The organism is Bradyrhizobium sp. 604_D8_N2_3 (genome assembly GCF_051810765.1).
GTDB lineage: Bacteria > Pseudomonadota > Alphaproteobacteria > Rhizobiales > Xanthobacteraceae > Bradyrhizobium > Bradyrhizobium barranii.
Genome location: NZ_JBPWPM010000001.1, coordinates 1,577,647 through 1,603,473 on the forward strand (window position 1 = coordinate 1,577,647; position 25,827 = coordinate 1,603,473).

A 25,827-nucleotide genomic window follows, 5' to 3' on the forward strand; every position below is an offset into this window, starting at 1 on the left:
CAGCTTCACGCCGCTAGGGGATCCTCGATCACATCGGTCAGCTTCGATGGCAGTCCAAGCACCTCGGCGAGGCGCTGTAGGAGGGTGACCGTGCTTGGAGCCATTTCCGCGACGGGGCCGGGGACATAGCACGCGACTGCATAGGCTAGTTGCCGCTGCTTGGGGTCGGTCAGCAATAGTGGCAGGGTCTGGATTGCTTGCTCCGGCTCAAAGGTGACGATGGCGGTCTGCTGACGAGTGATGTCCGCCAGACGATCGGAAGGTACTGAGCGGAAGGGTTCGTCCTGAGTCAGGACACGTGACCAGCGGGCCAGGCGGTCACGCCGGAAGCCGCCGCGATCGGTAACCAGCAGCACTATGATGCGGATAATGGCTTCGGTTAGCCCGCCGCTCGCAATTGCATTGAGCGCAATGGAGACTTCGGGCTCCCGCCTCAAGTGGTCAAGTGTCGTCCTTTTGAGATAAGCTTCGTAGGGATTGCTTAAGAGACGCTGCCAAGGGCTGCTCCATATCGTGTGAAATATCAGCTCGTAGCCCATGTCGCGCAAGTCGCGCCAGGCAACGATCGCCTGCTCCAAACTCTGCACAAAGAGCGCTTCGGCAGCGAGGAGTGGATTGTCGGCTGCGGCCTTCGCTCGCGACTTCCGCACCTGATCGGAAATGGCCTTGTAGCCGGCCATCATGGGATTCTGGGACGACAGCAGCGCTCGCCCCAGACGCTTAGGGTGCAAGGTTCGGCTGGCCTCTGCCGAAATACCTGTCACTGCCGCCTGCACGAACGGACGGGCAACCGCATGATAGATCTGCGCCTGAGCTTCAGAGGCGCGGGCGACCGCGGCAAAGGATCGATCATCGTCATAGCCGTCGTTGAACGCACGAATATCCACGAAGGTGCGCTCGACCAGCTCAACGCTGTAACGCTTCCGGCCCCCGTCTTCTTGAATGTCCTTGATACGCATCTCGTAGAGTCCAGGTAATAGTGCTTCAATAGCCTCCAAGGTCGTGGCAACTTCACTGTACTCCTTATTGACTACTCTCGAAGCGACAAACGTGCCGAGATGGCCGACGTCGTCGTGCACAAGATACACAATCTGCTGACCGCGAACGCGGATCTCCTCCTCGCTTTGATACACTTCGGTGATCCAATTCAGAGCCTGCTGAGGTGGCGTAACGTTGTCGCCATGGCTGGTAAATATGATGATAGGCGCTCGAACCCGTTTGAGGTCGAAATGCCGCCGTTCCGGCTCGCCGTATGCGTTGTTTCTGGCTAGCCGGTTACCAACAAAAAGTTGCTCAACAATCCAGCGGATTTCGTTCTCGCGCATCAGGCAGAACCCGCCCCACCACCTCTCACTTGCAAGAAAGGTCTCGTGCGCCGTGTCCACATCGCGGAACAGTTCGGCATACTTCAGGAACAGTTGGCGTTCGGGGTTTAGGGTTTCGAAATTCTGTACGAGATGAGCGCCGTCGAAAAGCCCGCCGCCTAGATCGGATAAAAGCATCGGTAGCCAAGCGCCGCCGAAAATTCCCGCAATGTAGCGGAGTGTATTTTCGCCGATGTTGCCGGAGGTCGGTGTTACTGGCGATCCGCTGAGGACGATTGGGCCGGTCAGGTCCCGATTTGTCGCGACGACGAGGAGGGTGGCCCAGCCAGCTTGGCAGTTGCCGACGATGACCGGGGCGGGGGCGTGCGGATGGCGGCGCATGACCTCCCGAACAAACGCCGCTTCAGCATGCGTGACGTGAGAGAGGTACTGGTCCTGCTCTGGTTCTCTTCGGAAGGCTATTAAATAGACCGGGTGACCTTCCCGCAATGCGACGCCCACCTGACTGTCAGCCTTATGGGCCCCCACGCCGGGACCGTGTCCCGCGCGCGGACAGATGATTACAAATGGGCGATTGGTTTCGGCGACCGTGACCCCTTGGGGTGGAATGATGCGGAACAACACGTAATTAGATTTCAGGGGTAAATCCGCTCCGTCCATTACCATCTCGTACTCGTAGAAGAGGACCGGCGGACAGCCGGCCGCCTCATGTTCGAGGAAGATGTCGCCGCGCTCTCGGAGAGTATCCATGCACAACACGGCGCGCTCACCGATATCGCGCAGGTATTCCATCCAATCGAGGCCAAGGTTTCCCTTATCGCGCTTCTCACGTAGAGCCTCAGCCAGACGTTCGCTCCCAACTAAAAGTTCTTGCTGCCGCTTAGACTGGCTGTCGCAGATGCGGTGTGCGCGACGCAATGCGGCTATATGCAGAATGTTGGCGGTCTCGGCGCTCGCTTCTGCGAAGCGTTTGGCGCAAGCTGTAAGGGGACTTTCGACGACCGCACTATCGAGTTCCGCGCGTTGCGCTCTGATCCACTGGACTGGATCGGAAAATCTAATAGCTTTCGACATGGCTTATCCTCTCTAGTTCTAGAGTAGACGCCGTCCGATATGCTCGTAGTTTTGCTATGGTGCCGGATTGCCCGATCGATGCTCATTCCATCTAGCGAGTGGGCCACGCCTACGACGACGCTGTACGAGCCTAGTGGTGACTTCAACCGTTCCAATGGTCCACATGCAATGGCGATGCCAGCCGGCCGTCGACGCCGACATGAGCATCAATCTCCTGCAGAAGTCGAGTTCATGCCTAGAGAAGACCGACAACTTCAGTGTCTACTCGTGTTCCATTGCCTCCTGGTTTGTCCGACTAATAACAGCGATGTCGGACTTGACGTGGGCAAGCACCCGGACAGACGGGCCTAGCTGGTTTGCAGCAGGCAATCTTCCCAGCGCCTTGGCCCTTGATTGGCCCAGAGGGGCGCTTTCCCGTACTTCTCACACTGCCAATTGCTCTTCGGGGTGGGATAGGTCAGGCTTGAGGCGGATGGTGCCGCAGGTGGCGTCCGCGGTAGTTTCGGCAAGGCCGATAAGAGCCGCAAGGCACAGATCAGCACATAGGCCATCGTGGCGAACCACAGCCGCAGCTGGTTGGCGCGCATGGTCGCTGTGGAGGTGCGGTCGGCGTAGAGATCGAGCTGGCACTCCTTGATGCGGTTCTCCATCTCGCCGCGCGCGAAGTAGATGTCCTGTAGAGCTGCCGCGCGCCGGCCTCGGCCTGCTTGAGCGAGGTGACGACGAAGCGCGGATTGGCCTCGCCTTGTTGTCCACTCGGCCTTGGCGACGACGCGGCGTTCCTGGCTCCAGCTATCGCGCGTACGCCACTGGAAGTCCTTGAAGCGGCGTGCCGGGCGGCCGGTCGTCTCGGCCGCGGCTCTCGCCGCGGCAAGCTCCCCTTCGATCATGGCGACCAGGCGCGTGTTGCGGGCGAGCCCGAACAGATAATCAACGCGGTTCCGCTCGCACCCCGCCATCAGCGCCTCGCGCGCAAAGCCACTGTCGGCGCGCAGCACGATGCGCACGAACGGCCAGTGGGCGCGGATTTGCCGCACAATCCGCGCGACCTCCTCGATGCTGCCCGCGCTGGCGTCGATGTCGGCGCGCCGCAGCTTGGCCGCCAGCAAATGCCGGCCGCAGAACACGTACAGCGGCAGATAGCAGTAGCAGTCGTAACAGCCGCGGAAGACGCTCCCCTCCTGATGCCCGTGCAGGGGGTCCTCGTGGCGTCGAGATCAAGGATGATCTGCTTCGGCGGCTGCTGGTGCGCCTCCAGGAACAGCGTCACCGGCAACGCCTCGATCACCGCCGCACCGTAAGCGATCTTGTGATAGCGCGAAGGTTCCTCCTGGCCCAGTTCCAGCCGGTTCAGCGTCGACTTGGCGGCCACTGGTGCGCAGTCCTCGCGCCGGGCGGCAAGATTGCCCGCCAGCACCGCCATCAGCGGATCGTGCCGCAGCTCGTCGTGATCGTTGAGGTCTTCGTAGCCAAGTGAGATGCCAAAGACCCGCTGTCCGAGCAACGTTTCGACGGTGTGCTCGATCAAGTCCGGGCGGCGCCGTAACGAATGTGCTTCCACGCGCCATGGCGCCATTCGCCCCGATAACGCCGAACAAAACGACATGGCCGGCCTAATCCGCTAACGCGAGGACAAAACATAGCCGTCGTCACAGGATCACCCGAAGAGACGCATCATTATTGATGATGAGTGGCTCGAGCGCGTTCTGCAGATCCGCGGTCCGACGTTGGGGACGTTATGGTTGACTTGCTCGATCCAACGGTCACTTCCAAATCCGCCGCATCGCGATCAACGCTAGCCCAGCGGCATGCCGCACCCTACATTCTCGCATGGTCGTTCTAGCGTAGTCAGCGTCCGATACCATGCGCGTCAAGATTATTATGGCGCGCGGAGCAGCGAAGAAACGACCAAGCGTCTCTGACGCGGACTGTCGGACTTACGACACGTCGGTACGTTCTATCAGGCCTCTTACAAGATCGATTGGCACCATCATTCGCGCTGCCGTCAACAGGCTCACTTGGGACGTGACCTGACGTTTCGGACCACCAATTTCAGTTTCAAGTGTTTCGCCGCGGCGGTCTGCAATTATATCCGCCGCAGCCTCACCGACACGGTCCGTCGGCGACGGGGCGCTCTTATCGACCTATGAGCTGGTCCCGATTGTCAGAACAATGTTTCGCGAGGCTGCCTTGGATCAAGCAATCCCTGGACCAATGGTCAGGTCGAGCGCATGAACCTTGATCCGCTCCAGAAATGCGATACTAATCAGGGCGGTCCCGGCATTTCCTGGGGCGACCAGCCTGGGCGACCGCGGGATGTGTCGGTGCCCAGTCTGGTTTTGGCGGAACGGTAATCGCGCTCAGGGGCACCCAGGCTCGTTCGAGCGTCACCGGATCGCGCAGCTGGGCGAAAGTCTCGGTGCGAATGTCCAGCCACTCGAACCAGCGACCCTGGACGGCGACAAGCTGGGCTGGCCGGAGCACGCCGAAATGATCTCGAGGAGAAACCCTTATCATTCGTCAAGCTCGACTTTGAACCTTGGCAGGAGAGTTCAAGATGATATTGCGCCCTTGTTCAACTACCGGAACTGGGATTTGACAGTCACAGGCTAGCCAACCCGACCAATCCGTTTCCCGTCGAGCCGGAGCTTTGGCCGCAATAGGTCCAGCCGTTCAATATCTATTCTGGCGCGCAACACCGCCCATGCACTTGCCGGCGTGCCCAGGGGCCAACCATGGAAAACTGCTCCCTCGGCGTCACGAGGAATTGCTCTCTCCTTGGATGAGCCAAGGAGAGAGTGAAAGAAAGAGGAACGAATCACGGAAGGCTCGTCGTGGATTGATCCCCGGGGGCAGGTGATGAAGACGCCGGATGACGTGGCGGAGATGATGCGCCTGAGGGAGTGCGGGTGGGACTACGTGGTGGCGGGCGGGGTGAAGGCGTTCAAGTCGCCTGAGCGCCCGAAGCGGCTCGATGATCTCGAAGGTTGGCTGCGCGAGAAGTTCATTCGGCATCGCGGCAATGCGGATGTGGTGCGCCAGGACCTGTTGGCCCAGAAAGGCGTGGCAGCCAGCCGGCGAACGCTGCAACGCGCCGTGCAGTCCTATCGCCAAGCGCTCAAGGCCGAAGCGCTGGCGACGACACCGTTCGAGATGCCCACGGGCCGGCAGCTGCAGATCGACTTCGGCGAGCGCCTGGTCGAGGTCGGCGAGGTGAAGATCAAAGCATTCGTGTTCGGCGACACTCGGGCATTCGCGGCGGCTGCATGTTCGTGCGTTCGAGGCGAGAAGCAAGAGCACTGGTTCGCCGGGCTCGAGAGTGCATTCACGACCTTCGGCGGCGTGCCGGAGGAAGTGCTGATGGACAACCCACGCGCGCTCGTGGTGCGCCACGATGCGGTGAGCCTGTCGGTTCAGTTTAACGACAAGCTCATCGCGTTCGCGAAGCATTGGGGTTCCGTCCTCGTGCCTGCGCGAGCCGCATCGGGCGCGCACGAAGGGTAAGACGGAGAATGGTGTCGGCTACGTGAAGAAGAACGCGATCGCGGGGCATTCCTTCGCGAGCTGGGAGGCATTCGAGCCGCATCTCGCCAGAGTGGGAGCGTGAGGTGGCGAACGTACGTATCCACGGCACGACCGGCGGGGCGCCGATCTCGCTTTGCGCCTGACGAGGCACACCGGTTGAAGCCGCTCGGCGGGCAGCCGTCGTTCGGATCGCTGCGCGAACTGGCCCGCGGCGTCGGCAACGATTGAGCCGTCGAGATCGACACGAACAGCTACTCGGTCCCGTGGCGGCTGATCGGCGAGCGCGCGCGGTGACGGTTGCGGCCGGCGAGGTGCGCATCGGCCACGGCATGCGCGAGGTTGTGGTCCATAAGCGATCGGAAGGTCGCCGGCTGCGGATCATCGATTCCGCCCACCTCGACGGGGTTGCCGGTCGCAATGGTGCGGTCTCCCGATCGGCAATCGCGAACCCGACATTGCCCGCGCCTTCTCCACGAGGCAAGCGGGCAATGGCGATCTTGCCGAACGCGCATTGTTGCCGATGCGAGCAGACTTTCGCGATACGGCGTGGAACGGCTTTCTCGAATTGAACCGGCTGGCGTTATCGGAAGCCTTGCCGGGCAAAGCGAAAGCCGCGCGCTGGCGGTCGCGATGCGATGATCAGGAAACACTATTCGCGCGTCGCGGTGGGGGTCTCCTTTGCCGACGGATGCAAGAGCACCTGATGGGCGGCGGCCATATAAATTCCCCTGAAGGAGAGCCGGTTGGCGCCGTGGAGCGGATCGATCCAGGCGGCGAGTTCGGCTTCCTTGAGAGCGCTAACGCCAGGAGATCTACTTCAGCTTTGCAGTGTTCTGGAAGGTCGGGCGAATATCACTGTCGGCTCGCGTGTATCTATCGAGGAGCTCGGTGAAGATGGTCTGCGGGCCCTCGCAGTCAAAGTTCTAAACAAATTGGCTCAAGTGCGTTCCTGCGGGCCACAGCATCCGGGACCGGCTAGGCCCGCACTTTTGACCATCCATCGGATGCTCAGGCAACGCTTGCGCCCAGTCAACTACCTCTCTTGGGAGTTGATGGAGAAGATGGTCACATGGCAATCCTCATTAATCCATCATCAAGGAAATCGATATGAAGCTGGGTTTGGAGATGAAAGACGTCCTGCTGGGCACGGTAGCCTTCATTGCGCTAGCTGCTCCTGCTTCTGCCGCTGATCTGGCCCCGCGACCCTACGTCAAAGCGCCCCCGACGGTCATTCCAATCTATGATTGGAGCGGCTTGTACATCGGCTTCAATGGCGGCGGCGGCTCCGCGCATCAGTGCTGGGACCTGCTTAATTCTGGCGACGTGGTCGTCGCTCCGCCCGTCAGCATGGGGTGCCATAATGCGACGGGAGGCACGGTCGGCGGTCAAATCGGCTATCGCTGGCAGATAGCGAACTCGGTGTTCGGCCTGGAGGCGCAGGGCAACTGGGCCGATTTCAAGGGCTCCAGCGCCAACCTCGCTTTTGCAGGCGTCCAGGATGAGTCCAAGCTTGATGCATTCGGCCTGTTCACGGGCCAAGTCGGCCATGCCTGGAATAACGTGCTGCTCTATGTGAAAGGTGGCGCGGCGGTTGTCCGCGACAAATACCGGGTCTCCGATATTGCGACCGGGCTGAGTTTTGACAACGGCAGCGAAACTCGTTGGGGCGGCACGGTAGGGGCGGGCCTGGAATTTGGCCTCGCTCCGAACTGGTCCATCGGCGTTGAGTACGACCATCTGTTCATGGGTCACCGGGACGTAGACTTCTTTTTTTCAACAGGAATCCCGGGTGTTCCGGTGGACGCTTTTGCAGGGACTGCCCGTATCGGTCAGGACGTCGATATCGGTGTGGTCCGCGTGAACTATCGCTGGGGTGGCGCCGTCGCCACGACATATTGATCTTCGCCAGAACGAAAGCGTTCCTTCACAGGGGGCACGAACAGCCGAATAATCCTGCGCTGCTCGTCTCTCAAGGTAGCAATCATTGATGTAGGTCATTTCCAGAAACTACGTAGTCGTCCGTGAAGAAGGCCTAAGCCACTGATCGGGAATCTCGATTTGGGCTACGGGGCATTTCCAGATTGCAAGGTTTTGCTGCTTTGGGCGTCAGAACCTTGCGATTTGGCTTTAGAAGCGGGAAGCATGATTCCTTGTCTGCATCGGAGGGGACGATGCGGCCGAAGAAGCACAAGACGACGGGATCGAACGATCTGTTCCGGGCTCGGCTCGACCAGATCATCAATATGAAGCACGAGCTGGTTCTGCTCGCCGGCAAGGTCGATTGGGACTGGATCGACGGCGAGATCGCGCCGCTCTACAGCGAGAACGGCAGGCCCGGGATCGAGACGCGCTTCATGATCGGTCTGCTGTTGCTCAAGCACATTTACGGGCTGTCCGATGAGGGGGTGTGCGAGCGCTGGGTCCATGACCCATACTTCCAGTTCTTCGCCGGGGAAGAGTTCTTTCAGCACACGTTCCCGCACGAGCGCTCGGACCTGAGCCATTGGCGCAAGCGGCTTGGCGACAAGCTGGAGTTGCTGCTGGCCGAGAGCTTGCGGGTAGCGCACGAGGCCGGTGCATTACGCAGCCAGGACCTCAAGCGGGTTACGGTCGACACCACGGTGCAGCCGAAGGCCATCACCTTTCCGACCGATGCCAAGCTGCTGCATGCGGCCATCAAGGGGCTCAACCGCCTGGCGATCAGGCACGGCGTCAGGCTGCGGCAATCCTATGCTCGCATCGCCAAGGTCGCCGCGATGATGGCCGGCCGCTACGCCCATGCCAAACAGTTCAGGCGGCATCAGCGGCAGTTGCGTATCCTGCGTAGCCGGCTGGGCCGGATCATCCGCGACATCCGCCGCAAGATCCGTCGTCCTCTCAGCCGTCGGACACAACTTCCGCCGCATCCTCGCCTGGCTGAGATATCTCTTGTGCCTGTTCCTGGCCCAGCTATGGCGCACGCTCGCCCGCCCAGCCTCGATCGATCCGGCTTCTTAACGGACGACTACGTAAGGATTGTCCGTCGTCAGAACATTTGAGACTGATCAGGCGTTTCAAGAAGGGAGGATCTGGCTCATCAGGGGTTAGAGTTAAGCTGCTTGCGATTGATGCTGCAAGCGGCGGTTTGCGATGGTGTTGCGATCTCTCAGCTCTGCCGAGAGTAGACATCGGCAGGAGTGACGTTGTCGATACTCTCATGATAGAGTGCTTGCGTGCGGCGCGGCAATCAGGATGGAAGTGCAGCGTCAATCAGGATGAGAGAGCTTCGCCGGGCTCGTGACGCAGGGAGGGCGTAGCTCGACCGGAGTTACGAGCCCGGCGACGGCGCGATCCGAGCGGACCGCGCCGTCTGGTGATCGCGGCTGGCCGGTGATGGATGGTTCTTCTCGCCAAAGAGGAATCACCCGTTGCCAGGCTGCCATGTCACCGATCACCAGATGAGGCTCTACATGAAGTTCCGTCAAACCACTTCGCCGCCAGTGGCGGCCGCGAAGGTGTCGTTCAGTTCGTCGACCGCCTATCGGCTCGAGAAGGATCTGCGTCTTCCGTCGCAAAAGAAGTCACCGCGGCAAAGGCGCCGGCCGGATCCCTTGGCCAACGTCTTCAACCTGGAGGTCGTGCCGATGCTGAAGGCGGCTCCCGGCGTGCGGCCCGTGGCTATCTTCGAGGAGATACTCCGACGCCATCCTGAGCTGGCGGCCGGAATCCGCCGCACCCTGGAGCGCCGGATCCGCGCCTGGCGAGCAATCCATGGCGCGGAGCAGGAGGTCATCTTCCGCCAGACCCACGACGTGGGCCAGGTCGGCCTCTCCGACTTCACCGATATGGGCGAGCTTGGGGTCACCATCGCGGGCGTGCCGCTCGATCATCGCCTCTATCACTTCCGGTTGGCCTATTGCCGGTTTGAACACGCCCATGTCGTGCTCGGTGGCGAGAGCTTCGTCGCATTGGCCGAAGGGCTGCAGAATGCCCTGTGGTCGCTCGGTGGGGCACCGCGGCAGCATCGGACCGACAGTCTGTCGGCCGCCTTCTGCAATCTCGATCGCAATGCGAGGGACGATCTGACCAGGCGGTACGAGGACCTCTGCGCTCACTACGGCATGCGGCCTTCCCGCAACAATCGCGGCATCGCCCACGAGAACGGGGCGATCGAGAGCTCGCATGGCCATCTCAAGCGGACGATGCCGATGCGCTGCTGTTGCGCGGCACTGCCGACTTCGATGATCTCGCCGCCTATCGCGGCTTCATCGACGAGATCGTCAGCCGCCGCAATGCCCGCAACGCCAAGCGGATCGACCACGAGCGCGCCATCCTGCAGGCGTTGCCAGATCGCCGCACCTCGGACTACGAGGAGGTGATTGTCCGCGTGACGTCAAGCGGCGGCTTCACCTTGCGCAAGGTGTTCTACACCGTGCCGTCGCGTTTGATCGGGCACCAACTGCGGGCGCGCCTTTACGACGATCGTCTCGACGTGTTCGTCGGCGGCACCCATCTCGTCACCCTGCCGCGTGGGCGGCCACATCCCAACGGCAAGCACGACCAGGTCGTCGATTATCGGCACGTGATCCATTCCTTGAGGCGCAAGCCAATGGCACTGCTCAATCTCGTCTACCGTGATCGGCTGTTCCCGCGCGATGCCTATCGCCGAACCTTCGATTGCTTGCGCGAACGGCTGCCGGACAAGAAAGCCTGCCGGATCATGGTCGATCTGCTCGCACTGGCCCATGAGCGCGGCTGCGAGGCCGAACTCGCCGATTATCTCGCGACCGACCTTGATGCCGGCCAACTGCCCGACCTCAACCGGCTGTGCGCTTACTTCGCGCCCGATCCGGCCTGCGTGCCGCACGTCGTGGTGCAGCTCGCACCACTCGCCACCTATGAGTGCCTCATCGGAGCCGGCGAGATCGGAGGTGCCGCATGAGCACGGCCAACACCATCGACACCGCGCGCCTCAATCTGTTGCTCAACGAGTTGCGGCTGCCAGCCATCAAGGTGCTGTGGCCGCAATTTGCCGAGCGGTCCGACAAGGAAGGCTGGCCGGCGGCCCGCTTCCTCGCCACCATTGCCGAGCACGAGATCGCCGAACGCGGCCGCCGCCGCGTCGAGCGCCATCTCGTCGAGGCGCGGCTGCCCGCTGGAAAGACCTTCGACAACTTCGACTTCGAGGCTGTGCCGATGATCTCCAAGGCGCAGGTGACCGCGCTCGCCGCCGGCGACGGTTGGCTCGGCAAGGGCGCCATCTGCTGCTGTTCGGCCCGCCTGGCGGCGGCAAGAGCCACTTGGCGGCAGCCATCGGCCTGGCCCTTATCGAGAACGGATGGCGCGTCCTCTTCACCCGCACCACCGATCTCGTCCAGAAGCTCCAGGTGGCGCGGCGCGACCTCAATCTCGAGGCCGCCATCAACCGCCTCGATCGCTTCGACCTGCTGATCTGCGATGATCTTGCCTACGTCACCAAGGACCAGGCCGAGACCAGCGTGCTGTTCGAGCTCATCAGCGCACGCTACGAGTGGCGTTCCATGCTGATCACCGCCAATCAGCCCTTTGGAGAGTGGAACAGGGTCTTCCCGGATCCTGCTATGACGCTCGCCGCCATCGATCGCCTCGTTCACCACGCCACCATCGTCGAGATGAACGTCGAAAGCTATCGCAGGCGCACCGCGCTCGAGCGGAAGCGTGGTCCAGGGCGACCATCCTCGCACGCGACACCAAAAACACTCGCTGATTGACGCTCCGCGACAACCAAAGCGAACAAAACTCTTGCGCGCGACAATCATCGCGGCAATCATCACCTCGCCGCGACACCAACTCGCCATCCTGATTGTCGCGCGCTTCCCATCCAGATTGTCGCGCTATACGCGCAGCAGGTATGGATGGATCTTGTGGCCGGGCTCGGGTCTGGTGGTGCGCGGACGGCGATAGAGCGCCTCTATCCCCATCCGCCGCATCAGCGTTTTGACATGCCGGCGGCCGATCTTGCACCCCTCGGCAGCCAGCAGGCCTCTCAGCATTCGCGAACCGGCGAAGGGAAACTCCAGATGCAGCCGGTCGAGACGCCGCATCATCGCGAGATCGGCGTCCGGCACCGGCCGCGGCAGGTAGTACACGCTACCGCGGCTGATGTTCAAAGCCTCCGCCTGCCCGGTGATCGGCAGCTCGTGCTCACGGTCGATCATCGCCTTGCGCTCAGCAATCCCGCCTTGGTGAGCGCTCCTTCTAAAAAATCGTTCTCCAGCGTCAGTTCGCCGATCTTGGCGTGCAGCGACTTCACGTCGATCGCAGGCGTGCGCAGCGCTGCCAGGTCCAAAAACTCCGGAAGCGCCACCCTCCAGTTGCGCCTTCCACGCCGTAATCTGATTCGGGTGGACGTCAAAGTGATCGGCCAGCTGAGCTATCGTCCGGTCGCCCTTGACGGCGGCAAGCGCCACCTTCGCCTTGAAGGCCGGTGTGTGGTTCCGGCGTGCTCGTCTGCTCATCGTCGCTCCTGATTCGCAGGCACCAGCGTGCCCGCTGTCAGGCGGAAACTCCACTTATCGACATGTTCAAATTTGCGGAGCCGCCTCTTCTCGTCATCTTCGCTCCTGATTCGCGGCAAGAATCCTCGCCGCTGTCAGGCAGAAAATCCACTCAAGCTACTGTCCGAATTTGCGGGGCCAGCTCTGTCCTTCGACGCGTCTTCATACGTACTGCGTGAATGCTACCGCGGTCCCGGGTGAACGGATCGCGGCATCCATGGTGCAGCCGATGTACGGAGACAATGAATCGTTTAGCCCTGATCGATTCAAAGAAAGCATTGGACCTCGCTTCCGCGAGGAGCCAGACTCCAAGCATGCTGAACCGCAAGCAAAGGCCGCTTTAGCTTCGCCGCATCGACGCGACCCGCAACATGCGGCGATTTTACCTGCTTTCGATTCAGCCGACTTTATTCGGCGGGGTCTCGCTGATCCGCAACTGGGGCCGGATTGGCACGAGCGGGCAGATCATGATCCAAACCTTCGAGGACAGCACGGAAGCTGGGGAAGCATTCGCACGGCTCGAGCGCGCACGGACGGAAACTTTGCGGTTCGAGGCGCCTGGTGAGTCCAGATGCCAAAGAAAAAGCCCCGCGCGAGCGCGGCCTTCCTTCAGAGCCTTGAGAATCAATACCATCCGACGGCTGGCCCGCCGAACTTATAGTTCACGCCAACCTTGGCCACCGACAGCTTGTTCTTCACGTCGATGTTAGCAATTGCGGGGGCGCCTGCGAAGGCCGAGACATCCAGCGCGATGTTCTTCTTGTCGAACTCAATATAGTTATACTCGATAAATGCGCTCCAGTTGGGCGAGAGCGCGTATTCCGCACCCAAGCCAAGCAGCCAACCCCAGCTCGTGCTGGAAGAGCTCACGGAAGTCCCACCCCCTCTGCCGAAACCGGCAGGGACGCTGAAGTTATGATCGGTGTGCATCCAGGCCGCACCTCCCTTGACGTACACAAGGGTCCGGTCGGCAACGACACCGCCGACCCGACCCGTCACGGTCGCCAGCCAATCGCTCTTGGCCGTGCACGATGGCCCAATTCCAAGGCAGGGACTGGTGCCCTTCACGTCCATACCGGCGATGTCACCCTGGACGCCAAAGATGGCCCAACCGGACTGCCAGTTGTAGCCAGCCTGTCCTCCGCCGAGAAATCCGCTTTTGCTGTTCTGGGTAAGCGCAATTCCACCCGGAATTGCGGGTGCACCGGTGATCGCGGTCAGCGTGGTCTCGGTGGTGCCCCAACCAGCGCCAGCGTGACCGCCGATGTAGAAGCCGGTCCAGCTCCAGACCGCAGCGGGAGCCACCATCGGCGCCCTGACGGCCATATCGGCGGCGAAGCTCAGGCTTGTGGAAGCGAGGAGAATAGCGGCAGCCGAGATCTTTGTTTTCATTGTGAGTCCCCATAAAAAAACAGTCTATGAGCCTACATAAGGCAGGTGTGGACTGGGGGTGCAGCTACCAAAATTGGCAGGGTCCGGTTTACGGTTTAGATGTCTGAGGAATGCTTACGCGAGCTTTTTGGTTCCGGAGGATGCTGCGGCACCGGGTCTACCGAACTCGCCTCCTTACAAGCGTAATCCGCAGCGCGTTGACCTAAAGACGGAAGGTCTCACGTTTGTGAAGGCCCGCTCAACCGCTTGCGGATATCTCACAGGTTCCGCGGCATCTCTTTAAGAAGCATTCCCTTGTGTGAGGCACCTATTGCGGGCTCAAGGTCTGAAAAAAGGGCCATCCATCCGCCAGCGCGACACCATCAAGCTGCCCTCGGTGCTCATGAACGCTTTGATCCCGTCGGCCGTACGACCACAGTGCCTTCCACTTGAAGGCCCCCCAGCCTGTCTCGTAATATGGTGTCCCGACGCACATGACCATTCCCTCCTCGATGAGGTCGGGTCTAGTCGGGTAAGGTCGGGCAGATCGTAGTCGATCCCATGTACGACATGCGAACGTGAAAGGTGATGAATACTCTCTTTCGCCTTACATCGACGGCTCTCGCGAACACGTGTGCTGCCTTCACACCCGGTTCTATCATTTCTAGGGCAGCCTGAACGCCGCGATGCAGCGCGCGATGGTATGATTTGATCTTTGCCGAGGGCTCTCCGAACACGGCGATCCGCGCAATATCAGGCGCTATAATGTTTGAAGCGCCCACCGCCATCAGACCGGATAATGTCGCCATGGACCAGGCGAGCATCAAGGCTGCACGTCGGGCATAGCACTGCGCGTCCCGAATCAAAGAGGCCGCCCACTGAGGCGGCCTTACTGCATGAGAACCACGACTAGTAGTTCACCACAGTGATTTTGATGTTTTGATGCCGAGCCATTCGAGGATCGGCAAGCTTTCGGGCGGCACGAGGATTTCGATGCTTCTGGGGACGCCGGGTTGACGTCGGATGAAGCCGCTTCTGTTCGAGGATGACAATCATCTGGTGGACCGAAGGCGGGCTGACGCGGAAGTGGCGCTGAATGTCGGCTTCGGCGGGTGGGCGTCCGAACATGTAGGCGTAGGTATGGATGAAGGCCAGGTAATGTCCCTGCTTCTCGGTGAAGTGCGCGCCTGATTTTTGACTCATCGCTGGATTCGTCCTGGCCTCCGACAAGGAGGCAAAGCATGAATGTACGTTATCGGGTCGAATTGAGCCAAGCCGAGCGCGATGAACTGACGGCGATGCTCGGTGGCGGCAAACACGCCGCCCGCAAGCTGAAGCGGGCGCAGATTTTGCTGGCGGCCGATAGGGGCGGCCGCGACGAGGAGATTGCCCGGACCGTGAGAGTCAGCCTCTCCACCGTCGGCCAGACCAAGCGCCGCTTCGTGGAAGGCAATCTGGAGCGGGCCTTGAGCGAGGAGCCGCGTCCGGGCGCAGAGCGCAAGCTGACCGGCAAGGAGGAGGCCCTGCTGGTGGCGACCGCATGCGCCAAGCCGCCCGCCGGCCACAAACGCTGGACGCTGACGCTTCTGGCCGACACGATGGTCAAGCTCACCGATCACGACAGCCTGTCGGGCGAGACCGTGCGCCGCCGGCTGGCCGAGAACGATCTCAAGCCATGGCGCAGGGACATGTGGTGCATTCCTCATGTCGATGGCGAATACGTCGCCCGCATGGAGGACGTGCTCGATCTCTACGCCGAGACGCCGGATCCCGCCCGGCCGCTGGTTTGCTTCGACGAACCCCCGTCCAGCTGATCGGCGAGGTGCGCCAGCCTGTCCCGGCCCAACCGGGACAGCGCGAGCGATACGATTACGAGTATCGCCGCAACGGCACCGTCAATCTCTTCGTCACCTTCGATCCGCGTCGGGGCTCGCGCAACGTCAAGGTCACCGACCGCCGCGCCGCCGTGGACTACGCCCACTGCATGCGTGAGCTCGTCGACGTCCATTATCCCGACGCCGCCTGCATCCGTGTCGTGCAGGACAATCTGTCGATCCATAAACCTGGGGCGCTGTATGAGGCCTTCGCGCCCGCCGAGGCCCGACGCATCCTGCGCCGCCTCGAATTCCACTTCACTCCGAAACACGCCAGTTGGCTCAACATGGTCGAGTGCGAGATCAGCGTGCTGCAGCGCCAGTGTCTCGGCCGCCGCATCGACGACCCCAAAAGGCTCCGAAACGAGATCGCAGCATGGCAACGGCGGCGAAACAAAACCCGAGCCAGCATCAAATGGATGTTCACAACCGACAAAGCCCGCGCCAAACTCGGCCGCGCTTATCCAGCCACCGCTAAAGAGTCAAAATCACTGTGATGAACCACTTGGCAGGTGACCATGATCGCCAGCCAGACGAGCCAAAGCCGGTAGTGCCGTTCCATGGCGTTCATTGAATGTTCGGCGCGGACCAATTTCCTTTGAGATAGATCAAGGCCTGGCACGAAACGAAAACAGGCCACTCTCAAATTCAAACTAAGCCACTGAGGTCGGAAACAGGCCAGTACCCAAGTTCGCCAGAGAACATGACGTGCGGAAGTGGGATTTGGGCACTATCACAATGGATTAGAAGGGGGCCACTGACGTACGTCGTTATTCCCAGAAAAAGTCCAGAGGAATTTACAGTGGCTCCGTTGCGGTCGGCAGCGCCTCCCGGCGCGCGCCCATGCTGATCTTTCCCGCCATAGACGCCGCTGAACCAATTCGATGGCACCGCCCCAATCACCGGCGAGAACTTGTCCAGTAACATTCTGCGTGAGGCAATGCGGTCAGCTCGGAGGGTGCAAGGACGCTCTGGGAGCCGAAGCATGCGAAGCTTCTCCGAATTCCGCTCAATTCGCCTTTCGCATCATCGGCGTGAGTGGTGGCGAGCAACCGTGCTGTATCTCTCCAATAATCTTGAAACCGTGGCGTTGGTAAAACGGAATATTTTCAGGATTCGAACTTTCGAGGTAGGCAGCGACGCCCTGCTCATCACATCGTTGAAGAGCGTACTTCATCAGCAATGTGCCAAGCCCTTGTCCGACCCAGTTCGGATCGACAGCGATGAGGGGCAAATACCAATGTGGCTCGGAGGGATGATGCTCGGCCATTCCCTGGCGCACATGTGCCATATGTTCGCTGATTTCCGGGCGCAGGGACACCGCCATGATTGCGTCCAGCGTATCCTCATCCTGATGGACGCCGGGAGGCAGCCACAGGGCCGCGGCGCGGCTCTCTCCCGTGACGTATGCTGTGCCATGCTCGAATGCTCGTCCGCCACAGGCCCTGATGAACTGAGTCATGCTGCCAAGATATTGCCCAGGGTCAGGCCAACTCCAACGCATCAACGGATCGGCGGCAAAGCCAAGGACAATTGTCCAGACGGTTCTTGCTCGCATGCTTGCGTTCGCCGAGGTGACGGCCGGCTCAGCTGTCATGACGCCGCATTTCGAGCGCAGAGCTGTGAATTTAGAGCGCAGCACCGATACCTCTGGACGTGAACTGAATGGATGTACCCTCGACGATTCATCGGAGGATGGGCCTTCTGCAAGCAAGCGGAAAGCACGGTTTGAGATTGCAGGGTGATCTTGTTTCGCTAGATGTCGCGAGTTGCATTCGCTTGAGCAGTCTACGCACGGCAGGATAGTTAGCAACCCGCCAACCCAGGTAGGTGCTTTGGCATTCCTTCTAAACAATGTCTCCGCCCTAAGGATTACCCACATCCCAACATCAATATTGGCTACCCGACAGAACGCCAAGCTCGCCGTCACCATCCGCTGGACGTTGTCACGCTGGCAGGATGTGACGCGCTTTGTCGATGATGGCATCGAGCTCGACAACAACATCGTCGAACGTTCGATCCGTCTGATCACGCTCAACCGGAAAATGCGCTGTTCGCGAACGGAGCTTCGTTACGGCGCGCTCGCTTGGCTTCGCCGTGCAGCATCGCGTTGGCGTCGCCTTCGTTCCCGCATGCGTCGAACCGGCCCTATCGAAGGCATCGGCGGCAGAGTCGCGGCTGGCGCCGGCTCCTCGGCAGCGAGGACCTCAGGCAGCTCCCTTGCTTGTTGAGCGGGTGCGGGCCGAGCCTCCATGATCTTGAGAACCGCGCGTCCCTTATCAGTGACACGCCAGCCGCCGTTCATCCGCTCAATGAGTCCTTGGGAGAAGATATCCAAGTCGGGCACGCGGACTGCCAATCGCTTCGTCCGTTCGGCCCAGTCCGGTCCGCTCGTGGCTAGAATCGCCATATCTCGCTTGAGGTCCGCCATGGCGGCGAATCCGTCTGGATAGCTGACCAGCACCTTGAGAACCGTCACCTGGAAGTTCACTGCCCCACCCGTACCCAGCTTCCGCGAACTTACTCGCTCGATATCTTAGGGGAGTTCGTGAACCTCTGTCGACTCACGCCCTTCATCCCATGGTTTCCGTCGGAGTGCGCGGTGCAAAGATCCTTGCTGAACATGACAATGGCTGAAGATGCCGTTGGATGGCTCCTTGAACATGCACGCGGAGACCGATCTCGTCAACAATCGACCAACTCGCGAGACGAAGGATGAGATTCTGAAGCGCGTAACTGCCTCTCGGCATCGGATGGATTTCGCCTGCGTCATACCGTCCTGAATACGGCAGCGAACGAACGGAAACGATGTTAGGCTCGTGCTCGAACCTGCGGGGCTCAATCACGCCTCGTGAATGCATCAGGTGAATCAGACCGTAACCGGCTGTCGGAGGACGCGGACATCTTGATCGGGCTGCCGGCCGAATAGGATGTGAAGACCGACGAAAGCCAGAACGGACCCACGCCAAAGGTCAGAATACTTTATCGGTCAAACTTCTTGTCGCCTGTGCTGATGTTATAAAGTGTTGCCGAATAGAGAATCGAGGTGCTGACTTTGCCGATCACTGCCCCTAGGCAAAGAAGGCTGACGCCAGCCATCCTCCGGTCGCAAAACGCGTCCGCAGAAGCACGACTTGAAGGGAGGTCGGAGCACTGACCTATGAACAAGCGGCCTCTCGATCGCATGCTGGGCAAAGAAGAATTGACCCAGATCAACGCGGCTTAAACGATTGGCGTGCTTCGCTTTGAGTCTTTCACAAGGAGCAGCAAATGACGCGACTCTCAGAACAGCTCGCCGACCTGTCGCTACGTGCAAAAGGCGCTGAAAACGCCCTCTCTGCCGCAAACAAGGAAGCGCACGACAAGATCGAAGCGCGGAAGTCAGAAGCGCTTTCTGCTGCAAAGATCGCAGTCGAAAAGGTCAACCATCAAATCAAGTCTGCCGGAGAATCCGCCACCAGAGATTTGAAAGCGCTGCAAGCGAAAATTACTGCCGACGTCAACACGCTCAAGGCGCATGTAGTCGAAGCAAAGCATGGTCTCAGCGTGAAGTTAGCCGAGACACGCGCCGAGGATTTGGAGTCGGACGCCGGCTTCGCCATCGACTACGCGATCGCGTCGGTTGAACAGGCACGGCTAGCGGTTCTTGATGCCATCGCCGCCCGCTTCGCCGCCGATGAGGCCAAGCGCGCATAAAGCCGGGAGTAAACTCGTGGACCGACCACGCCAAACCCCCGCCGGATGAGAACCTCCGCCCCAGCTGAATAAGGCAGCCTCAATTGGTGGCCTTTTGCAAATCCTCATGGACAGCTCGTGGCCTTTAGTAGACCTTGCGAGCGCTCCCCGGCTAGGTCCGCTGTTCGAGATGAAGCGGACCTGATCACCAACAGCGCGACACGCGTTCCCTGATCTCCGCGGTGGATCGATCGCGCGCATAACGATCGAACAGTCTCCTACGTCGTCGACAGATCGCCGGCTCGTATGATTCGCAGAAAGCAGTGTGATTTTCGGAGCAAAGCGCGTGCAGAGCACGAACGCAAAACGTTAGTTGTTTGTCGAGTCTTGCAGCCTTAAAATCTCCAGCATGAAGATTGATCTTCAAAACGCGCAATAATTGCCGCTAGCCGCGTGCAAGCGGCCACACTTCTCGGCATTGATGCGCCCTCATATCGCGAACGCTGTGCGGCGCTGCCATGGCATCAGGGTGTGGGCAAGCGGTCCGCGTGACGCTGCGTCAGTTGGAGCAGTGGATCGAGAGCTGGCCAAATCCAAGCGGCGCCAGCGACGAAAGTAAGCTACTAATGCCAGTTGAATTCGAGTATAAAGATCTGCCTCGCAGCCGCCGATTGCGCGCGCATAGTTAGCGTCAAATAACTAACTTTGCTCGCGAACTGTTTTTCTCAACTTTGGCGCTCTTGCGAGTCCGAGTGTCGGCCGGATCGAAACGACGCTCGCCAACCTCGCCCCATAGCCGTTCTAGGAGTGCCGCTCGTGCCGCGTCGCTCTGTCCGATAGCCGCAATATAGGCGCGCAGAAGGCGTACCACGGCCACACGTACCACCCCGTCAGTGTTGATCTTATCTGCCTTATGCGGTTGACTTGTTGCGCCACGCTTAAGGTTCTCCCGACACCCGCCCTCAATCTGGAGGGCATCGAGCAGCAAGATGATCGCTCGCAAGAACTTGGCGTCGACAGTCTGGTACCGTGGTCGGTCGTGCTGCATTACCCCAAGGCTACTCAACCCGCACTCTCGTCGCCACTACCAGCTCACGTAGGTCTGACTTTGCCCTAATATGTGGAGCGGCCGGCGTGCCAAAAGCGTTTTCAGTCGATTTCACACATGGGAGCGGTGCGGTCATATGTCCGGCCCTTGCGCGGGGCACACGGCCGCGGGCGTCTGAGATTCGCGGAACGAGGAGCTAGATCAAGTTTACGCGCTTGAGCGCATTTTGGCAGGTCGCTTCACTCGTTTCGGGACGCCTGTTGTTGCACCTTGCGCTCTGCCGGCCTGCGCCGGTCTCAGATCGCTTTGGCGCTCACCGCGTTCATCAGACGACGGCCACGGTAGTCAGCGGCTCGGGAGCCCCGGTATATCCCGCGCTTTTCAGAAGCGCCCAAATAATCCGGGGCGTCGTGTAACTTTCGCGACCGCGACTTCACCTCACCGGCATCAACTCCGAGTTTCCGGTCGCATCACCGCCCCGGTCAGCCAAACGTCTACGGCAGCGCCACAGGCCATCAGCTGCTGATCCCGCAGGGCGCCAAACTGATGGGACGGTACGATTTCATGCTTGCATGCATTCGGACAAAGCCGCGTCCTAGTGGTCTGGACTGACATCATCTTCCCGAACAGCTCGACGCTGCAGATCAGAGGCATGGCGGACGCGGACGGCTAGGGTGGCTTCAATGATGAGGTCGACAATCATAATGTCCAGGTCTTCGGATCACCGCCAGCGCTCGACGAAGTTCGGGCCGAATCTCGGCGTTGATCGTCTTCCGCGTCTTGGCTCTGTTACGGCCTTTCCACGCAACAAAGGTGAACCATCGCCCGCCATCGGTTTCATGCTGCCTGCCTATCCGGCATGCGTCAGATCGACGAGCACCGATGGTCAGCATGATTTCGAGCGCCAACCGCGCCTTGGTGCCGATTGCGTGGTAATCCCGATATTGCTTCACTTCTTGGGGGTCCAAGTGTACCAGCCTTCCGATTCATTGATCTTTGCAACACCGTCAGCCGGATTGTGCGAGGCGAGGCTTTGCCGATCGCCCATTTGAAGAGGGCTCGGAGGTATTTCACCAGCTTGTCGGCGACGCCGGGCTATCTCCGTCCCCCAGACTCGTTCACATATGATTTGCATGGAGCAATCAACTCCGATTTCACTTGTGAACAGGTCGCCCACAGCGATTTCGGAAGCCATGAAACGCACTTTTTGTTTCACGTTTCACGTTAAAGCCACGACGCTTCGACGGCGGGCGGGTCTTTGACTCAGACGAGGCGAGCGACGTGAGCGTCCCAAGCATGCACGCAGGCGTCGGAATGGTCGCCGGGGGAAAAGGTGTCTGTGTGCTCAATGGCCTTGGTGTGAGCGAGGTCGGCCGCCCTCTTCTCGGCGATAAGGGCGAACGCGGGGTCCAGCAGCCTTGCTGGCGCTGGCGCCCGGAGCGGAAGCGCCACTTCCCTCCGGCCTGTTATTTTGTTATACAGAACGTATGAAGAAATCAAGCTCTGTTAAACAAAAAATCATGGGGCGCCCCCGGACCGGAACCACTCCGCTTATGGGGTTTCGAGCCGACTCAACTACGCGCGCCGCCATCGTGGAGTGGGCTGAAAGCAAGCCGGACAAGCCAACGTTGTCCGAAGCAATTCGCCGGCTCGTTGAGATCGGTCTGAAGATCAAGAAATGAGAGAATCCCCCTCCCTTTCCGTTTTCGCGGTTGAGGTCGACCGGCGTCCCGCCTTTGCATTTGCTTCAAAAACCCATGTGGCAGCTGAAGCGATCTTAAAAGGTGAGGAATTGCGCACCAAACTCTCGGCCCTGAAGTCTGGCGGGGCTCCTCTGTGCGACGATTACGGCATCATGCGCTTGCGTCTAGCGCGGCCTGCGGAAAGAGAGATCTATGAGGACCGGCGCTTTGGACGAATCCATCATAACGAGTTCTACGGTGCCTTCTTGGTCGAGCTGGATCGGGACGCGGGTAGTCTAGATCACGTTTTGGACGAATTGATTGACCTCGGAAACCCGGAAGGTTTGGATTGAAAGCGTAAAAGTCCTAACTTCTCTTTCGCCCCTTTATTGGGATGACTCGCGCGGGTCCCATTGGTCGGCTCACGGCAGGATCAGCTTGCGGACCGTGACCTTGAACCCAGGTTTTATCCAGTTCTGAGTTCGTCCTTGCCGCTGGATTTGCCGTGTTGGGCGGTGGGAGTGCCGATTCCGATGATCTCGCCCACCTTTCCGATTTTGATGTCGCCCGGGCGTCAGGCGTTCTGGCTGTTGGTTTTTTGGCATCGGCGAAGCCGCGAGGTCAACCTTGAATCGCGGCTCGAAGTCTTCGTTGTCTGTTGCTGCTCTGCTGTGGGGATGTGGGCAACGCCCTTCGCGTTGTCCAAGCGTAGCGGCATGTCCACAGCGCCACGGGCTCAGGCCTCGCGGCCGGGTTTGCGGGTTCGCCGCATGCTCTCGCCGTTGAGGTTGATCCGGTGGGCGTTATGGACCAGGCGGTCGAGGACGGCGTCGGCGTAGGTAGGGTCGCCGATCAGCGCGTGCCATTGATCGACGGGGAGTTGGCTGGTGACGACGGTGGAACGGCGACCGTAGCGGTCCTCGAGGATCTCCAGGAGGTCGTGACGGGCGGCGGCGTCGAGCGGCTCGAGGCCCCAGTCGTCGAGGATGACCAAATCGATGCGGCCGAGCGCGCGCAGCAGACGGGAGTGGCGTCCGTCGCCGCGCGCGAGAGCGAGTTCACCGAACAGCCGCGGCACGCGTTGATAGAGCACGGAGCGATTGTCGCGGCAGGCCTTGTTGCCGAGCGCCGAGGCGAGCCAGCTCTTGCCGACCCCGGTCGAGACAGCGTCACAATGCCGGGTGTCCGGCGTTCGAGGTTTTGATCCTCTTCCGTTCCATCCTCGGGCTGGGCAGATGGTGCAGGTCGCGCACCGCAAGCGCTTCGCCGGCGAGGACCATCTGGTCGTGGTGCAGCCCGACGGGACACTCGCCCTGATCCCGGCCTGGATGAGCGAGGATATTGCTCGGTCTGCAACGCTCACAGCAAGCCCTCGGTTGGCTGTCGAAAGGCTCGTCGAGCTGCGGGCGCGAATCGATGTGCTTATCGCCTCTCGAGGCGGGGCATGGCCCCTGCGTGAAGGAGGGGATCATGCAACCAAGACGCCACTTGCAACGGAGCCTGTTCGAGCAGGATCGCCAGACGCCGGCGATTCCGGCGTCGCAGAGAAGCACTCTCGTGCGCCTGATCGAGGGGCTACTGGTCGAGGCCCTCGCCGACGGCGCCAATATCGAGACGGGCACGCCAACCGCAGAGACGAGGGAGGCCGCTCATGAGCAAGGTTACGCCTGAGCACCTCGCCCGTCAGGCCGTCGTCTACATCCGTCAGTCGACACCTGATCAGGTCGCCCACAACCTGGAAAGTAAGCGCCGTCAGTACAATTTGCCGGAGCGCGCGCGACAGCTGGGCTGGAGCGATGTTGCCGTCATCGATGACGATCTCGGCCGCTCCGGCGGTGGCGTCGCGCGGCCCGGCTTCGAGAAGCTGCTGGCTGCCATCTGTGAGGTGCGCGTCGGGGTCGTGGTCTCGATCGAAGCGTCGCGGCTCGCACGCAACCGTCGCGACTGGCACACGCTGCTCGAGTTCTGCGGTCTCGTCGGCACATTGATCGCCGACGAGGACGGCGTCTACGATCCGCGACAGCCCAACGATCGCCTACTGCTCGGTATGAAGGGTACCATGAGCGAGATGGAGTTGTCGGTACTGCGCCAGCGTTCGCTCGAAGCGCTGAAGCAGAAGGCGCGCCGGGGCGAGCTGTTCATGACGGTCGCCGTCGGCTACGTGCGGGTCGGCCACAACCGTATCGAGAAGGACCCGGATCGGCGCGTCGGCGAGGCGATTGCGCTCGTCTTCGCCAAGTTCACCGAGATGCAGTCGGTGCGTCAGGTGCACCTCTGGTTCAGACACGAGCGCGTTCCGCTGCCCGCCGTTACCTATGGCGCCGAAGGCCACTTGGTCGAGTGGAAGCTGCCGGTCTACAACACGATCCTGCACATTCTGACCAACCCAATCTATGCCGGCGCGTATGCATTCGGGCGCACCGGCAGCCGCATCAGCATGGAGGCCGGTCGCAAGAAGGTGGTTCGCGGCTTCAAGAGGGAGCGCAAGGATTGGGAGGTGTTGATCCCGAACCATCATGAGGGTTATCTGAGCTGGGCGGACCACGAGAGGAACCTCGGCCTGATTGCGGATAACGCCAACGGCAAGAACCCGATGAGCCGCGGTGCCCTGCGCCGAGGTGAGGCTCTGCTCGCCGGCCTGCTGCGCTGTGGCCATTGTGGGCGCAAACTTCACGTCGCCTACTCCGGCAAGGACGGCAACACCGGGCGCTACCATTGTCGGGGCGGCGCCAACAATCATGGTGGTGACCCTTGCATCTCGTTCGGCGGCATGCGGATCGATCGTGACGTGGCCGCTGAGGTGATCCAGCGCCTGCAACCGCTCGGTATCGAGGCGGCACTCGCCGCGCAGGGTGCGCGCAGCCGTGCGAACGAAGACAAACGCGGCCAAGCCGAACTGGCGCTGGAGCAGGCTCGCTATGAGGTGGGGCGGGCGCGCCGCCAATACGATGCTGTCGATCCCGACAATCGTCTCGTCGCCGCCGAGCTGGAAAAGCGATGGAATGACCGGCTGGCGGTCGCGCGCAATCTGGAGACGGAGCTGGAGGGACTGACGGCTTCGCCCGCTGTTGATCTCACACCTGCGGACAGGGAGCGGCTGATGACGCTGGGCGCCGACCTGGAGCGTGCTTGGTCGAGTGCCAGCGTGGCACCCGAGACGCGCAAGCGGATCGTGCGAACGCTGATCGACGAGATCGTCGTCCGCGTCGAGGACACCGAGCTCGATCTGGTGATCCGCTGGCACGGCGGCGACCATTCCGCTCTCAAGGTCAAGAAGAATCGCTCCGGCCAGCACCGCTGGAGTGCAGCGGGAGAGACAGTCGATCTCGTGCGCGTGCTGGCGCGGCAGATGCCGGACAAAGCGATCGCGTCGGTGCTCAACCGCTCCGGCAAGACCACGGGGCGCGGCAATGGCTGGACCAAGTCGCGAGTGTGCAGCTTGCGCAGCCACAACGACGTCGCAGCCTATCGCGAAGGCGAGCGCCGCGACCGCGGCGAGGTCACTCTGGACGAGGCTGCCGCGGCCCTCTCTGTCAGCCCATCAACCGTGCGACGTCTGATCAAGGACGGCCAGCTCGCGGCGGGCCAGCTTTGCAAAGGGGCACCTTGGATCATCAAAGCAGCCGATCTTGAGCGTCCAGACGTCAAACGAGCCGCCACCGCGCGGCGCCTCAGACGCCCGCCGTCTGGCAATCCGCTACAAAAAGAACTGGAACTCTAACGAGATAGAAAGGTGAG

13 protein-coding genes and 11 pseudogenes are annotated in these 25,827 nt (G+C 60.7%); 15 read left to right on the forward strand and 9 right to left on the reverse strand.

Going from position 1 to position 25,827, the window contains the following annotated elements; all coding sequences use genetic code 11:
* Positions 1-5: 5 nt before the first annotated feature.
* Entirely contained in the window at positions 6-2,399 is a 2,394-nt protein-coding gene (locus tag AB7245_RS07285; protein ID WP_439034089.1) for a DUF3141 domain-containing protein, read from the reverse strand.
* 347 nt (positions 2,400-2,746) lie between these two features.
* Positions 2,747-4,005 (reverse strand): annotated as a pseudogene (locus AB7245_RS07290) (IS1380 family transposase).
* A gap of 1,253 nt (positions 4,006-5,258) precedes the next feature.
* Here AB7245_RS07290 and istA (AB7245_RS07295) point away from each other — a divergent pair.
* The 5 genes and pseudogenes from istA (AB7245_RS07295) to istB form a co-directional block, all read left to right on the forward strand.
* Positions 5,259-6,391, forward strand: a pseudogene (gene istA, locus AB7245_RS07295) (IS21 family transposase); the annotation flags it as partial.
* A 640-nt stretch (positions 6,392-7,031) separates the two neighbouring features.
* Positions 7,032-7,823, forward strand: a complete 792-nt coding sequence (locus AB7245_RS07300) for an outer membrane protein (RefSeq protein WP_439034090.1) — start codon at positions 7,032-7,034, stop codon at positions 7,821-7,823.
* A gap of 272 nt (positions 7,824-8,095) precedes the next feature.
* Positions 8,096-8,821, forward strand: a pseudogene (locus AB7245_RS07305) (IS5 family transposase); the annotation flags it as partial.
* Positions 8,822-9,331: 510 nt separating this feature from the next.
* Positions 9,332-10,845, forward strand: a pseudogene (gene istA, locus AB7245_RS07310) (IS21 family transposase).
* Positions 10,842-11,653 (forward strand): annotated as a pseudogene (istB, locus tag AB7245_RS07315) (IS21-like element helper ATPase IstB). The pseudogenes istA (AB7245_RS07310) and istB overlap by 4 nt, the downstream one beginning before the upstream one ends.
* Before the next feature lie 129 nt (positions 11,654-11,782).
* Here istB and AB7245_RS07320 read toward each other — a convergent pair.
* Positions 11,783-12,400: pseudogene (locus tag AB7245_RS07320) on the reverse strand (IS3 family transposase); the annotation flags it as partial.
* Between the two features lie 392 nt (positions 12,401-12,792).
* Here AB7245_RS07320 and AB7245_RS07325 point away from each other — a divergent pair.
* Positions 12,793-12,972: pseudogene (locus AB7245_RS07325) on the forward strand (WGR domain-containing protein); the annotation flags it as partial.
* 91 nt (positions 12,973-13,063) lie between these two features.
* On the opposite strand, the gene AB7245_RS07330 reads toward AB7245_RS07325, so the two are convergent.
* The 3 genes from AB7245_RS07330 to AB7245_RS07340 form a co-directional block, all read right to left on the reverse strand.
* On the reverse strand, positions 13,064-13,831 hold the full coding sequence (locus AB7245_RS07330) for an outer membrane protein (protein ID WP_439034091.1): 768 nt from the start codon (positions 13,829-13,831) through the stop codon (positions 13,064-13,066).
* A gap of 503 nt (positions 13,832-14,334) precedes the next feature.
* On the reverse strand, positions 14,335-14,634 hold the full coding sequence (locus tag AB7245_RS07335) for a M24 family metallopeptidase (RefSeq protein ID WP_439035714.1): 300 nt from the start codon (positions 14,632-14,634) through the stop codon (positions 14,335-14,337).
* An 85-nt stretch (positions 14,635-14,719) separates the two neighbouring features.
* Positions 14,720-15,013 (reverse strand): LexA family protein, encoded by a 294-nt coding sequence (locus AB7245_RS07340; protein ID WP_439034092.1) that lies wholly within the window; start codon positions 15,011-15,013, stop codon positions 14,720-14,722.
* Between the two features lie 38 nt (positions 15,014-15,051).
* Between AB7245_RS07340 and AB7245_RS07345 the strand changes: the two genes are divergently transcribed.
* A protein-coding gene (locus AB7245_RS07345) for an IS630 family transposase (protein ID WP_439034093.1) occupies positions 15,052-16,181 on the forward strand; the annotation gives its coding sequence in 2 pieces (ribosomal slippage) (positions 15,052-15,610 and positions 15,610-16,181; 1,131 coding nt in all).
* Positions 16,182-16,693: 512 nt separating this feature from the next.
* Here the strand turns inward: AB7245_RS07345 and AB7245_RS07350 are convergent.
* On the reverse strand, positions 16,694-17,281 hold the full coding sequence (locus tag AB7245_RS07350) for a GNAT family N-acetyltransferase (RefSeq protein WP_439034094.1): 588 nt from the start codon (positions 17,279-17,281) through the stop codon (positions 16,694-16,696).
* A 310-nt stretch (positions 17,282-17,591) separates the two neighbouring features.
* On the opposite strand from AB7245_RS07350, the pseudogene AB7245_RS07355 reads away from it, so the two are divergent.
* A pseudogene (locus AB7245_RS07355) lies at positions 17,592-17,729 on the forward strand (IS66 family transposase); the annotation flags it as partial.
* A 26-nt stretch (positions 17,730-17,755) separates the two neighbouring features.
* Here AB7245_RS07355 and AB7245_RS07360 read toward each other — a convergent pair.
* Positions 17,756-18,175, reverse strand: coding sequence for a hypothetical protein (locus AB7245_RS07360; RefSeq protein WP_439034095.1), 420 nt, complete (start codon positions 18,173-18,175; stop codon positions 17,756-17,758).
* 779 nt (positions 18,176-18,954) lie between these two features.
* Between AB7245_RS07360 and AB7245_RS07365 the strand changes: the two genes are divergently transcribed.
* The 4 genes and pseudogenes from AB7245_RS07365 (at position 18,955) to AB7245_RS07380 (ending at position 22,442) form a co-directional block, all read left to right on the forward strand.
* Positions 18,955-19,380, forward strand: coding sequence for a hypothetical protein (locus tag AB7245_RS07365; RefSeq protein ID WP_439034096.1), 426 nt, complete (start codon positions 18,955-18,957; stop codon positions 19,378-19,380).
* A gap of 1,452 nt (positions 19,381-20,832) precedes the next feature.
* Positions 20,833-21,077, forward strand: a pseudogene (locus AB7245_RS07370) (TrbI/VirB10 family protein); the annotation flags it as partial.
* Between the two features lie 748 nt (positions 21,078-21,825).
* Entirely contained in the window at positions 21,826-22,089 is a 264-nt protein-coding gene (locus AB7245_RS07375; protein WP_439034097.1) for a hypothetical protein, read from the forward strand.
* The gene (locus tag AB7245_RS07380; protein ID WP_439034098.1) at positions 22,086-22,442 is read left to right on the forward strand and encodes a hypothetical protein; all 357 of its coding nucleotides are present in this window, start codon (positions 22,086-22,088) and stop codon (positions 22,440-22,442) included. The genes AB7245_RS07375 and AB7245_RS07380 overlap by 4 nt, the downstream gene beginning before the upstream one ends.
* A 383-nt stretch (positions 22,443-22,825) precedes the next feature.
* On the opposite strand, the pseudogene AB7245_RS07385 reads toward AB7245_RS07380, so the two are convergent.
* Positions 22,826-23,248 (reverse strand): annotated as a pseudogene (locus AB7245_RS07385) (ATP-binding protein); the annotation flags it as partial.
* Positions 23,249-23,270: 22 nt separating this feature from the next.
* Here AB7245_RS07385 and AB7245_RS07390 point away from each other — a divergent pair.
* The 3 genes and pseudogenes from AB7245_RS07390 to AB7245_RS07400 form a co-directional block, all read left to right on the forward strand.
* Positions 23,271-23,495 (forward strand): annotated as a pseudogene (locus AB7245_RS07390) (DUF5372 family protein); the annotation flags it as partial.
* A 64-nt stretch (positions 23,496-23,559) separates the two neighbouring features.
* On the forward strand, positions 23,560-23,760 hold the full coding sequence (locus AB7245_RS07395; protein ID WP_231145832.1) for a hypothetical protein: 201 nt from the start codon (positions 23,560-23,562) through the stop codon (positions 23,758-23,760).
* Positions 23,741-25,810, forward strand: a complete 2,070-nt coding sequence (locus tag AB7245_RS07400) for a recombinase family protein (protein ID WP_439034099.1) — start codon at positions 23,741-23,743, stop codon at positions 25,808-25,810. Before AB7245_RS07395 ends, AB7245_RS07400 begins: the two co-directional genes overlap by 20 nt.
* Positions 25,811-25,827: the final 17 nt, after the last annotated feature.

Bases quoted from the DNA above. Each gene is read 5' to 3' on its own strand.
- AB7245_RS07285 (WP_439034089.1), bottom strand. From the start codon at position 2,399: ATGTCGAAAGCTATTAGATTTTCCGATCCAGTCCAGTGGATCAGAGCG.
- AB7245_RS07300 (WP_439034090.1), top strand. From the start codon at position 7,032: ATGAAGCTGGGTTTGGAGATGAAAGACGTCCTGCTGGGCACGGTAGCC.
- AB7245_RS07330 (WP_439034091.1), bottom strand. From the start codon at position 13,831: ATGAAAACAAAGATCTCGGCTGCCGCTATTCTCCTCGCTTCCACAAGC.
- AB7245_RS07335 (WP_439035714.1), bottom strand. From the start codon at position 14,634: ATGCTCGCCTGGTCCATGGCGACATTATCCGGTCTGATGGCGGTGGGC.
- AB7245_RS07340 (WP_439034092.1), bottom strand. From the start codon at position 15,013: ATGAGTCAAAAATCAGGCGCGCACTTCACCGAGAAGCAGGGACATTAC.
- AB7245_RS07350 (WP_439034094.1), bottom strand. From the start codon at position 17,281: ATGACAGCTGAGCCGGCCGTCACCTCGGCGAACGCAAGCATGCGAGCA.
- AB7245_RS07365 (WP_439034096.1), top strand. From the start codon at position 18,955: ATGACGCGACTCTCAGAACAGCTCGCCGACCTGTCGCTACGTGCAAAA.
- AB7245_RS07380 (WP_439034098.1), top strand. From the start codon at position 22,086: ATGAGAGAATCCCCCTCCCTTTCCGTTTTCGCGGTTGAGGTCGACCGG.
- AB7245_RS07395 (WP_231145832.1), top strand. From the start codon at position 23,560: ATGCAACCAAGACGCCACTTGCAACGGAGCCTGTTCGAGCAGGATCGC.
- AB7245_RS07400 (WP_439034099.1), top strand. From the start codon at position 23,741: ATGAGCAAGGTTACGCCTGAGCACCTCGCCCGTCAGGCCGTCGTCTAC.